The sequence below is a fragment of the Methylotenera mobilis 13 genome (assembly GCF_000384255.1).
GTDB classification, from domain to species: Bacteria; Pseudomonadota; Gammaproteobacteria; order Burkholderiales; family Methylophilaceae; genus Methylotenera; species Methylotenera mobilis_B.
In genome coordinates, this window is sequence record NZ_KB913035.1 from 1,374,118 (window position 1) to 1,386,828 (window position 12,711).

A 12,711-nucleotide genomic window follows, 5' to 3' on the forward strand; every position below is an offset into this window, starting at 1 on the left:
ATGCAACAATCTCCAATGATTCAAGCGCAAGACCTGCACTACGAAGTTACTAACCATGATAACCAAATTCGCATATTAAGTGGCCTAAATCTCAGTGTAGTAAATGGCGATCAAATTGCCATTATTGGTAGTTCAGGTTCAGGTAAATCTACATTACTTAGCTTACTTGCTGGTTTGGACGTTCCTACCAGTGGAAGCGTTCAAATTAAAGGTGCTGCATTTAGTGATTTAAATGAAGATGGCCGCGCAGCTGTTCGTGCGAGAGACATGGGTTTTGTGTTTCAGTCATTTCAATTATTACCTGCACTGACGGCATTAGAAAATGTGATGCTACCACTACAGTTAAAAAGTCATCCTAGAGCTGAAATGTTAAGTCTTGAAGCTTTGGATAAAGTGGGACTTAGTCATCGTGTTCAGCATTATCCTAAGCAGCTATCAGGAGGAGAGCAACAACGTGTCGCAATTGCACGTGCTTTTGCGACACAACCCAGTATTTTATTTGCAGATGAGCCTACAGGTAATTTGGATAGTGCAACAGGTCAAATGATTATTGATTTGTTGTTTAACATGAATAAAGAGGCTGGTACTACGTTAGTATTAGTCACGCATGATATCAAGTTGGCTAATCGTTGTAAGCGATTGTTTAAATTAGATAATGGTGTTCTGTTAGAAATGGCGCAAGTATGATACTGGCGGCTAGGTTGGCATGGGCACAAACCATCAGTTTGTGGCGTGCAGGTGCATTAAGGGTATTAATATTTGCACTAATTTTGGCAGTTGCGGCGATTACTGCTGTGAGTTTTTTTACACAAAGAATTGAGTCTGCACTCAATCAGCAGGGCAGTTTGTTAATTGGTGGAGATTTGGCAATTTTAGCTGATCACCCGATACCTGATGCTTTTGCTGATCGTGCCAAACCACAGGCAATTTTAACGACACGTACCTATGAATTTGCCAGTATGGTGATCCATGGTGAGTCTAGCCAATTAGTGGAAATTAAGGCGGTTGAGCCAAACTTTCCTTTGCGGGGGAATTTAACAATAGGTCAGCACGCGAATGATATTGGTCAATCTGTACAGACGGCTCCTCAACGTGGAGAGGTCTGGATAGAGCCAAGGCTAGCAACGCTACTCAATATAAAAGTAGGTGATCAGCTTCAAGTAGGTGAGTTAAGTGTGGCAGTAAGTGCCATTTTGTTACGTGAGCCGTCGCGTGGTGGCAATATGTTTAGCTTTGCACCACGACTAATGATGAATGCTGCTGATTTGCCTGCAACTCAACTTATTCAATATGGTAGCCGTGTGAAGTACCAGCTTTTGTTGGCCTCTAGTCCAGCACAAATTAATCGTTATTCCGAACAAGTTAAACCCATATTGGGCAGAGGCGAGCGAATGGATGATGTTCGTAATGCGCGTCCTGAAATTAAAACTGCCCTAGACAAAGCTCAGCAATTTCTTGGCTTATCTGCCATGGTAAGTGTGGTGTTGGCGATGGTGGCCATGTTGCTATCAAGTCTTCCTTACATCAAACAAAGTTTAAATACATTTGCTTTGATGCGGTGCTTTGGTACGCAGCAAAACACTGTTTTGCAGATATTGACGATTCAAACATTAATTATCGCGTTATCAAGCGCATTAGTTGGTGCGTTGCTTGGATTTTTTGCACAACTAGGATTATCACAATTGGCAGGTAGTTTATTTGTGGAAACATTGCCATCTGTCTCTTTAGCTCCTGTGTTAATAGGATTTTTGGCTAGTATTGGGATGATGGTAGCCGTGGTGCTACCACATGCTTGGCAGATGAGAAATATTTCAGCGATGAATATACTAAGGCGAGAAACCTTAGTACAGCCGCTTACAGCTCAGGCAAAATTTCTACCAGCAGCTTTTGTGATGGTGGCCATGATTTTTTGGCAAGCACGTGATGTATATATTGCAGTTTCAACGATTGTTGCAATGCTCGCATTAAGCTTGATTATATTGGGCTTTGTTTATGGCCTCACTTATGTGGCACAGAAGTTTTTAATGATAACGCCTAAAAGTAGTACCTGGGCATCAATTAATTTAGGGATACAAGGCTTAAAGCGACGGCTAGGATTGTCCACTGTGCAAATGATAGGGTTCTGTATGGGGCTGATGGTCATTATGCTACTCACGTTGATACGAGGTGATTTAATTCGTAACTGGCAAGCCTCTTTGCCAGAGGGGGCACCTAATCGATTTGTGATTAATATTCAACCAGACCAGATTGATCAAGTAAATCAGTTTTTCATTCAACAAAATATTCAAGATGCCGCCATTTTTCCAATGGTTCGTGCGCGATTAGTCAGTAAAAATAAACAGTTAATTAATTCCGTGAAATGGGATGATGAGCGTGCAAAAAGATTAGCTGAGCGTGAGTTTAATTTGTCATGGGCTGCGCAAATGCAAAGTGACAATAAGCTACTTGCTGGGCGCTGGTGGCAAGAAAATGAGTATGGAAAGCCATTGATCTCACTTGAAGAGGGGTTAGCTAAAAGCCTTAATATTCATGTTGGAGATCAACTGCTTTTTGATGTCGCAGGTAGTCCATTAACACTCACCGTCACAAGCTTAAGAAAAGTGGAGTGGGATACGATGCGTGCTAATTTCTTTGCAGTGACACCGCCAGGAGTGTTAGACACTTATGCTGCTAGCCACATCAGCAGTTTTCATTTGCCGATTGGCGCAGAGGAGTCACTTAATCTACTGGTGAAGCAGCACCCCAATTTAACCGTGATTGATATTGCAGCACTCATGCAACAAGTTCGTGGAATTATGCAAAAAATGAGTCAAGCAATTGAGTATGTTTTTGTATTTAGTTTAATTGTAGGTGTTGCGGTACTCTACGCAGCGCTTGTTGCTACCAGGGAGGAGCGAGTGACAGAAGCAACACTGCTGCGTGTGTTTGGCGCTTCACGCAAACAGGTAAGCATTGCTTATATCGCGGAGTTTGCCTGTATTGGATTTATTTCGGCATTAGTCGCATCAATCGCTGCGAATGGTTTGGCGTATTACATTAGCGTGAACGTTCTCAATATACCGTTTCAGTTTAATTTAAGTTTGGTTGTATTCAGCACATTAGTTGCTGCAAATTTGATTCCACTGGCTGCATGGTTAGGGTTACGTAGTTTTTTGAATATTGCACCTAGGCAGTTACTTAATAGTATGTAATCGAGTTGTATTTTTAATCAAAAACATCTAATAGAAAAACAAAAGCATAGCTAATAAAAAAGGGTTACAGCAAGCTGTAACCCTTTTTTGCTAAGCAATCGTATCTAATGGTGACTGCTTAATTTACATCTAGTAGTTTACTTCTTTGGACCACCAAACTCATAACGAGCACCAATCCAGGCCGCACGTGGAGCACCTGGTAATAGGCCAAGTTGTTTTGATTCAGTGCCATAGGTACCGTCTGCAGCAAACATTGTTTCAGCTAAACGACCACTCACATTGTACTCACGGTCAAAAATGTTGGTGGCTTTAGCAAACGCTTTCCAACCATTACCGATGTTGTACTGTGTATCTAAGTTCACAATGAAATAGCCACTTACTTTGCCGTTTCCTGTAGCACAGCTGGTGTTGTCAGCAACACAAGTTGCACTATTCGCACGATGTTGATTGTTTTCGTTACCCCAAACATAAGCGTTTGAGAACCCGATCACGTTAGTACCAATAGACCATGCTGGCGTTACTGTGTATTGACCACGTAGTTTCAACTGATGTGCTGGAATAGATGGAATTCGATCACCTGGTTTTGCGTAGATCATTGAGTTGCCATCTTCTGATGAATTAGAAGAGCTTACAAATGAAACATCAGAGTCGTAAGTTGCACGAACATAGCTGTAAGAAGCACTCCATTTGAACTTGTCAGCATCACCAGCTAAGCCCATATCAATCCCTTGGCGTTTAGTTCTGCCTACGTTTTTATAGTAGCCTGCACCGTTTGATGAACCAGCCGCCGTAAATTGAATGTCATCATGGTTGATAGCTTGATATAGCCCAGCATTCCAACGAATGTTCTCAGTGAGTAGGCCACGGCCACCAAATTCATAAGTCTTCGCAACTACTTGGTTTAGAGGAGGGTCATCTGCCATTGCTGATGGAAGTAGGCATGGCGCTGCTGGGTTTGAACAGCCTAACTCAATAGATGTAGGTGCACGGCTAGATTCACTATAAGACGTAAAGAACGTTAAATTGTCGTTAGGCGTATGGGTTAATCCTAGTGTTGGGTTTAAGCGAGTATAGCTATCTTTTGCAGTCAAGCTATTTGGATTTGTATCTGAACGAGGTCCTCTTAGCGTATCTACGTTATCAACACGCGTAAAGTTCCAGCTTGCACCACCCGTTAAGTGCCACTGATCATTAAGCGACAATGTATCTGTTGCAAATAAGCGAGCTGTATATTGTTTACCAGTAAGACCTGTTGTTTGTCTTTCTGGTAGCAAACCAGTGCCACCTAAAATAGGAGCCCTAGTGCCGTCAAAAACTACACTACTTTCAACTATACCACCTAAATCATCACCTACGTCAGAGAGGTTCACATGCTCAGATTGTTTGAATCTCATTAACGTGTAGTCGTAACCTGCGCCAACTACAAATTGATTCTTTTTACCCATCCAGTCTTGATCAAATGTCATTTGACCCGTTGCACCATATGTGTCTTGTGTCGTTTTGGATGAGTTAAGTGTAGAGCCAGTTACCTCACAATCGCCTGGCCCAGCACATGAAATACCTGGATAACCATTTAAATCCTCACCGCCCTCAACTTCAGCTTCATATAAATCGCCATTCACAGTATGACGATTAGATTTTCTGTAATACACGTTGCCAGAAAACATTGTGTCTTCATTAATCCAATGTGAACCATTTAACGCTAAGAAGTGTGAGTAGTTGTTGGTAAAGTCTGGGCGAGTATGAATTTGATCACGGTCACCGCTTAGCAAGTTTTCTGGAGCAAAGCCGTTGCCGATCAGATTGTTGTCGGTACCGATATAAGTTAAATCTAACTTAGTCGATTCATTTTGCCAGCCTAATTTACCAAATAATTGGTTGAGGTGAGAAGGTGAGTAATCTCTCCATCCGTCTTCAGTCGTGTGTTGATAGCCGAACATGTAATCCACAGAGCCATCTTTAGATACACCACCAGCCTCAATCAACGCACGTTGACGACCCCAAGAGCCAGCTTCATATTCTAAAGCCATGCCTTGATTATCACGACCACTTTTAGTTTGAATAGCAATCGCGCCGCCTAAAGTATTTAAGCCGAATAATGGGTTTGATCCAGGCACTACTTGCATATTGCCAATCGCAAAACTAGGAATTTTGTCCCAAAGTGTTACATCGCCAAATGGTTCGTTTACACGTACACCATCCACATAAGTAGAAAGGCCTTGAGCATTACCTAATAAAGAAGAGGCGGAATAACCACGGAAGTTAATTTCCGGTTGCCATGGGTTACCAGACATATCTGACACTGTCACGCCCTGCATGTTGTTCATCATGTAATCAGCGATTGAAACACCAGCTTGATTAGCAACCTCTTTTGGTGAGGCCATTTGAATATTGGCAGGTACTCTATTTAACGGTAAGCCAATACCTGGTAGCGGTGTTGTGCCGTATACCTCAATTTTCTTGATATTAATTGCAGTGTCATCTGCAAGTGCTGGCGTGTTTGCAAAAGCAAGCATCACCGCTACAGATGTAAGTTTCATTAATGGTTTTTTCATTATGTACTTTCGATAAAAATTCTAGGCTATCTTTCATAAAAGATATGCATATCAAGCAAAATATATTCCAATTTAATATTCAATCCGTGTTGGTTAATTCAAGTGATTGAATTAAATTAAATTAAAAAATATGATAACTGTATAGCTAAGTGTTTAACTTAAATTTATGGTTGTAATAAACCAATATTATGGTTGTATATAACCAATTATTGGTTGTAATGAACCAATAATTGGTTGATGATAGTAATCTTTATTTTTAGTATCAAATCATCTCGTTATTTAGGTGGCGTTTTTTATCATCTGTGGTGTTTGGAATGCTTCTTGCTATTCGTTAAGCAAATAAAGAAAATTAATATTTGTATTTCAGGAGTAATCATTGCAATTAGCGCATCTCAACAATACTGAAGCTTCAACATTAGCTAAACAGCAATCAAAGTTATTGATTGTTGAAGATGAGGCTCTTTTTGCCCGCGCTGTGGTGCGTCGTCTGCAAAAGTCTGGCTATGAATGTGCCCATGTAGAAAGCCTACAAGACGCGCGAAATATTGTGAAGCAGTTTACACCAGACATTGTTTTGCTCGATATGCGATTGCCAGACGGTAATGGCTTGGATTTACTTACTGAGTTTGTTGCAAAAGGTGCTGTGGTGATTGTGATGACGGCGCATGGGGAGATTAGCGATGCTGTTAATGCAATGAAGCTAGGTGCCGTTGATTACCTTAAGAAACCAATTGACCTAGAAGAGTTGTTGTTGTCGATCCAAAAGGCTGAAACTGCAGCTATGCAGAGTAAGAGTCTTGATTATTCACGTCAACGCAATACACATGCATCAGAAGGTGTTGAGCTGTTGGGTGATAGCTTAGCAATGCAAAATGTAAAAATGCAAATTAAACGTATTGCTCAGTTAGTATCAAACGACAGCGTTCCACCTACTGTTCTGATAGGTGGTGAAACAGGTACTGGCAAGGATGTTGCGGCACGTTCGTTGCATTTATCTTGTGCAAATAGTGATAAACCATTTGTGCATGTCGATTGTGCATCGTTACCAGCTGAGTTGATGGAAAGTGAGCTCTTCGGTCATGAAAAAGGTGCCTTTACGGGCGCTGTTAGCGCTAGGCCTGGGCTGATAGAAGCAGCCGAAGATGGCACTTTATTTTTAGATGAGATTGGTGAATTGCCTTTGGCGCTACAGGCAAAATTGCTTAATGTTTTAGAGCGTCGAGTGGTTCGACGCATCGGCTCAACTAAAGAGCGCTCAGTTCCTGCGCGTTTTGTGGCGGCGACTAATCGTGATCTTCATGAAATGTCTCAAAATGGCCGCTTTAGACAAGACTTATATTACCGTCTTAATATGATGAGTATTTTTATGCCACCATTGCGTGATCGTGGTCACGATATTATGTTGTTGGCAAAAAGTTTCGCAGCACAAACCGCTAGGCGTTATGGCTTACCAAGCCCACATTTTACTCGAGAGGCAATCAGTACCATACAAACATACGCTTGGCCAGGTAATGTGCGTGAATTAAAGCATCAGGTCAGCCGAGCTATGCTACTTTGTCATCATGGAGAACTGACAGATATTGATTTGGCACTCCCTAATAGTCGCATGGAGACAATTCCAGTTCCTCTATCAGACTCTCATCAATCGACTCTAGATGCAGCAGAGAAGTCTATATTAATGCAAGTGTTGGTTGATACTAAATACAATGTTTCAGAAGCGGCAAGGAAGCTTGGTATTACCCGCATGACAATGCGCTATCGTATGGATAAGCATCAAATTAAAGTTTAGTCAGCTTAATCACGGTTTTATGAACTTGGAATGATAAAAGCGATTTATTTATCAGTCTGGGTTATTCTGTATTTTCTTGTAAATTAAGTGTATCTCTAATTTTCTTAAAAATAGCTGCATGGTATGATTCGAGCAATCATAAAATGAAAGAACCCTATGCGAATCGGAACCCCTTTAAGCCCTAATGCAACCCGTGTCATGCTCTTAGGTAGTGGTGAGCTTGGTAAGGAGGTGATTATCGCTCTGCAACGCCTAGGTGTTGAAGTGATTGCTGTCGATCGGTATAAAAATGCACCAGGTCATCAGGTTGCACATCGTGCTCATGTGATTGATATGACCGATGATCAAGCATTACGTCAACTGATTGCACTTGAAAAGCCACATTTGATTGTCCCTGAAATTGAAGCTTTAAATACAGCAACACTTGCCGATATTGAACAATCTGGCGTTGCAACCGTCATTCCCACCGTTAAAGCTGTTCAGTTGACGATGAACCGAGAAGGTATTCGCAGACTTGCAGCTGAAGACCTTAACCTGCCAACATCTCCTTATGCATTTTCCAGAAGCGAAGCTGAGCTCCAAGCTGCGATTGATGCTGGTATCGGCTATCCATGTTTTATCAAGCCAACTATGTCTTCCTCTGGTAAAGGCCAATCACGCATTACACAGGCCAGTGAAGTGTCCTCAGCTTGGGAGTATGCTGCGTCCGGTGGACGTGTTAATCAAGGTGTAGTGATTGTTGAGGGGCAAATTGATTTTGATTATGAGATAACCCTGTTAACTGTCCGTGCAAAAAATGCGCAAGGTGAAATCACTACTTACTTCTGTGAGCCAATTGGCCACGTGCAAGAAAAAGGTGACTACGTGGAGAGCTGGCAGCCACAACCTATGGCCACCAAAGCATTGGAAGAGTCTAAACGTATCGCTAAAGCTGTGACTGACAGCTTAGGTGGGTTAGGTTTGTTTGGGGTTGAGTTGTTTGTGAAGGGCGACCACGTTTGGTTTAGTGAGGTAAGTCCTCGTCCACATGATACGGGCATGGTGACGATGGCAACACAACGCTTCAGTGAGTTTGATTTACACGCACGTGCAATTTTAGGATTGCCCGTTGATGTAAGCCTGCGAGAAGCAGGTGCTAGTGCAGTCATCTATGGTGGGCATAATACTCAGCAACTAGCTTTTGATGGTGTAGAAAAAGCCCTAGCCGTGAATAATGCTGATATTCGCTTATTCGGTAAGCCAGAGTCCTTTACTAAAAGGCGCATGGGCGTTGCATTAGCGACAGGTAAAGATATTACAGAAGCTAGAGTAAGTGCAAAATTAGCAGCTGGTCTAGTAACGCCTGTTGATGTTTAATGTGGGGATAGTAGCCGTACATTTGTGATGTGGGCTACAAACTGCGCTACAAAAAATTCCTACATTTAAGGTTATAGGCATATGTTGAATGAAATAGAAGAAGCGGGTAGTGATAAGCGTACATTTTTTGAGCTACTTGGTGGCGAAGAAAAAGGCACCCAAAATATTCGTTTATTGGTGGAAACGTTTTACGACATCATGGATAGTGATCCAAAAGCGAAGCCTATCCGTGACATGCATCAATCAGACTTAACTTCTGCACGCGAGAAGCTGTTTATGTTTCTAACAGGGTGGACAGGTGGACCGCAACTTTATATCGAGCGCTATGGGCACCCTATGCTGCGTAAGCGCCATTTGCCCTTTGCTATTGGAGAGTCAGCACGTGATCAATGGATGTATTGCATGATTAGAGCGATGCATCAGTTGGAGTATGATGAAGCATTGATGAAAAAATTAGCCAATCAGCTGTATGGCGTGGCTGATTTTATGCGTAATCAACAGGGGCACTAACTTCCCTTAATCCAATCACTACAGGTAATAAAAAGGGGCCATTAGTGCCCCTTTTTAGCTGGGCACTAATGGCCCGCGTAACTCAAAAAGATTAATTACTTTCTAGATAACAGTCCACCAAGCAATGCCGCCACAGGCGCCTTTTTGGTGTTAATTTGTCTAGTAGCTATCACGTTATTTTGTTGTGTACTTGGTTCATATGGCTTATCAAACCATGGGTCAGCACTTTTTTTCTTAGCAGGTAAGCGTCTGGTAGGTGCTTCTTGCTCTTTTACCTGATTGCTTGCGTGACTACGTGTGCGTGACGCTGATTTCGGTTTATCTAGCGCTACCGTTTCTTTGGTAATTTGGCGCTTGATTAACTTCTCGATCTCCACGAGATATTTCTCTTCATCATCGCTAACAAATGAAATGGCAACACCACTTGCGCCTGCTCGTCCAGTACGGCCAATACGATGTACATAGTCTTCTGGCGCGCTTGGGATTTCATAGTTAATCACCATCGGTAGTTCACTAATATCTAAACCACGCGCCGCAACATCAGTTGCAATCAGCGCAGTGACAGTGCCTGCTTTAAAAGCATCTAATGCTTTAATGCGTTCTTGTTGATTTTTATCGCCATGAATAGCATCTGCCGCAATGCCTTCGCGTACTAGGCTACGACTTAAACGGCTCGCCGTTAATTTTGTTTTGGTGAATACGATGACTTGTTTCGCATCGGCTTCTTTTAGTAGCTGAATCAGCAAAGCTTCTTTATCTGACTGCGCAACTTGATATACTTTTTGCGTCACATTGTCGTTGGTCGCATTGCTGCGTGCAACTTCAATCAGTTGAGGCTTTGTTAAAAAATCATCTGCTAATTTTTTTATTTCGTTTGAGAATGTCGCTGAAAACATCAAATTCTGACGCTGTTTTGGCAATAGTGCCAAGATGCGTTTCAAATCAGGCATGAAGCCCATGTCTAGCATTCTGTCTGCTTCATCAAGTATTAACATTTGTACTTGGTTGAGTTGCAGAGTTTTTTGTTCAATATGATCCAACAAACGGCCAGGCGTCGCTACCAACACTTCTATGCCAGTTTTAAGGTGGGGTGTCTGTGTTTTGATATCTACGCCACCATACACAACGAGTGAGCGCAATTGCGTGTGCTTAGCATACGCTTTAACGCTTTCTTCCACCTGTATTGCAAGCTCACGTGTTGGCGTTAAAATTAACGCGCGCACGGGGTGCTTTGCAGGAGAAGTGCTACTATTGGCTAGCGGTAATAACTTCTGTAGTAGGGGAAGCGCAAATGCCGCAGTTTTACCTGTGCCTGTTTGCGCCCCTGCCATTACATCACCCCCAGCCAAGGCAACAGGTATAGCCTGTGCCTGAATTGGTGTGGGAGTAGTGTAACCAGATTCAGTTAATGCACGTAAGAGCTCAGGTGCGAGTCCTAATGTGCTGAAACTTGGGCTGTCAGTCGTTACGATTTCTGTCATTTGTTGGATACTGTTCAATTAAAGTCTTTACTTAAATTATGCAAAACTACGTGAGCGACGTGGTGCACCAGTGCCTGCACCTGCATTAGCGCCAGCAAAAGCACGTGTTGGAGCACGGCTATCGCTACGACCAGCAGGACGGCTGTCACTACGAGCACCATCACGACGTGCAGCAGGTGCTGCACCACGATCAGAACGGCCTTCGCTACGTTGACCGTCGCGTGAGTAAGGTTTTTTACCGAAAGCTACGCTGTCGCCAAAACTACGGTTAGGTGTGCCAGCGTTGTTACCACGGCTACGGTCACCAGATTTATCAAACGCTGCTCGGTCGCCAAAGCTACGTGCACGGTCGCCAGATGGTCTTTCTGAACGATTAAATTCAGGTTTTGGCGCATAGCCAGCTGAATTACCATTTGCTTCACGTGGTGCTGAGTCGCGATTGCCGCGGTTTTCAAAACGGTTTTCGCTACGAGGCGCGCTATCACGGCTAGCGCCATTGCGATCATCACGACCTTTGTAACCACCGCGGTCATCACGCGGTTTAAAGCCACCACGACCGCCTGGTTTATGACCATCACGACGGCTGCCGCTAGGACCATCCATCTTCATGGCACGTTTTGGTTCAAAGCCTTCAATCACTGCTGGTGACATAGTGTTACCAGTGAATTGTTCGATTTTGCGCAGAATATGTCGATCCATGTTCGACGCGAATGAAATGGCGATACCAGTGTTGCCAGCACGACCAGTACGGCCGATACGGTGTACATAGTCTTCAGCAAATTTAGGTAGATCGTAATTGATAACGTGTGTAATGCCGTGTACGTCGATACCACGTGCAGCAACGTCAGTCGCTACCAAGATTTTTACATCACCATGACGTAATTTAGTCAATGTACGGTTACGTGCACCTTGTGTCATATCACCGTGAAGTGCAGCTGTTTTATGGCCAGCTGCATATAAATCTTCAGCTAACACATCAGCGTGACGTTTTGTGCTTGTGAAAATGATGGCTTGATTCACTTCAGGCGCAATTAATAAATGCTCAAGAAGTTTGTTTTTGTGTGTCATGTCATCCACAAAGTGCAAGCGTTGCTCGATGTTTGCGTGTTTTTCACGTTGAGCTGCTACTTGAATTGTTTTAGGATTTTTAAGGATTTTGTTCGCAATACGTGCGATGTCACCATCTAGCGTTGCTGAGAACAATAATGTTTGACGCTCTGCAGAGAGTTGCTCGCAAATACGTTCAACATCAGGTAAGAAACCCATGTCTAACATACGGTCAGCTTCATCTAATATCAACATTTGTAGACGTGACAGATCAATACGGCCACGTTCCATATGGTCCAATAGACGGCCTGGCGTTGCTACTAAAATATCTAGCGGTTGTGATAATAGTTTGTTTTGTAGTGGGTAAGGCATGCCACCTACGATACTTACAGTACGTGCACGGATGAATTTACCGTATTTACGTGCAGCTTCGTTCACTTGTGTTGCAAGTTCACGTGTCGGTACAAGGATCAAAATACGTGGGCCACGGCTTTTAGATTCGTGCGGTGTTGCTAGTAAGTTTAGTGCTGGCAGCATAAATGCTGCAGTTTTACCTGTACCAGTTTGTGCTGAAGCCATCAAGTCGTGACCTTCTGTCACAACTGGAATTGCTTGTGCTTGAATAGGGGTTGGGGCTGTATAGCCTGATTCCTCTAACGCACGAATAATAGTAGGGTGTAGATTTAATGATTCAAAAGACAAGATAGTCCCTTTCAAAAGCAGTTTTATAAAAACAATAAAAGGGCGCGAGCAAATACATGTATGTTTACAGTGATGTTGTA

The 12,711-nt window shown here is 42.9% G+C and carries 8 protein-coding genes; 5 read left to right on the top strand and 3 right to left on the bottom strand.

From position 1 onward, the window contains the following. Both A391_RS0106545 and A391_RS0106550 read left to right on the top strand, forming a co-directional pair. Window positions 1–687: an ABC transporter ATP-binding protein gene (locus A391_RS0106545; protein WP_019898239.1), complete on the top strand. Its 687-nt coding sequence runs from the start codon at window positions 1–3 to the stop codon at window positions 685–687. Beyond that, window positions 684–3,191: an ABC transporter permease gene (locus tag A391_RS0106550; RefSeq protein ID WP_019898240.1), complete on the top strand. Its 2,508-nt coding sequence runs from the start codon at window positions 684–686 to the stop codon at window positions 3,189–3,191. Before A391_RS0106545 ends, A391_RS0106550 begins: the two co-directional genes overlap by 4 nt. 137 nt (window positions 3,192–3,328) lie before the next feature. On the opposite strand, the gene A391_RS0106555 is transcribed toward A391_RS0106550, so the two are convergent. Further along, window positions 3,329–5,746 carry a TonB-dependent receptor gene (locus A391_RS0106555; RefSeq protein WP_019898241.1) on the bottom strand — a complete coding sequence of 806 codons (2,418 nt, stop codon included), beginning with the start codon at window positions 5,744–5,746 and terminating at the stop codon, window positions 3,329–3,331. 376 nt (window positions 5,747–6,122) lie between these two features. On the opposite strand from A391_RS0106555, the gene A391_RS0106560 reads away from it, so the two are divergent. The 3 genes from A391_RS0106560 to A391_RS0106570 all read left to right on the top strand — a co-directional run bounded on the left by A391_RS0106560 (window position 6,123) and on the right by A391_RS0106570 (window position 9,401). Continuing rightward, window positions 6,123–7,535, top strand: coding sequence for a sigma-54-dependent transcriptional regulator (locus A391_RS0106560; protein ID WP_019898244.1), 1,413 nt, complete (start codon window positions 6,123–6,125; stop codon window positions 7,533–7,535). A gap of 156 nt (window positions 7,536–7,691) precedes the next feature. After that, window positions 7,692–8,891, top strand: a complete 1,200-nt coding sequence (gene purT, locus A391_RS0106565; protein WP_019898245.1) for a formate-dependent phosphoribosylglycinamide formyltransferase — start codon at window positions 7,692–7,694, stop codon at window positions 8,889–8,891. A gap of 81 nt (window positions 8,892–8,972) precedes the next feature. Next, entirely contained in the window at window positions 8,973–9,401 is a 429-nt protein-coding gene (locus tag A391_RS0106570; RefSeq protein ID WP_019898247.1) for a group II truncated hemoglobin, read from the top strand. 95 nt (window positions 9,402–9,496) lie between these two features. Here A391_RS0106570 and A391_RS0106575 read toward each other — a convergent pair whose 3' ends face one another. After that, complete coding sequence (locus A391_RS0106575; protein WP_019898249.1) at window positions 9,497–10,882, bottom strand: DEAD/DEAH box helicase; 1,386 nt, start codon at window positions 10,880–10,882, stop codon at window positions 9,497–9,499. Between the two features lie 36 nt (window positions 10,883–10,918). Next, entirely contained in the window at window positions 10,919–12,631 is a 1,713-nt protein-coding gene (locus tag A391_RS0106580) for a DEAD/DEAH box helicase (protein WP_019898253.1), read from the bottom strand. Window positions 12,632–12,711: the final 80 nt, after the last annotated feature.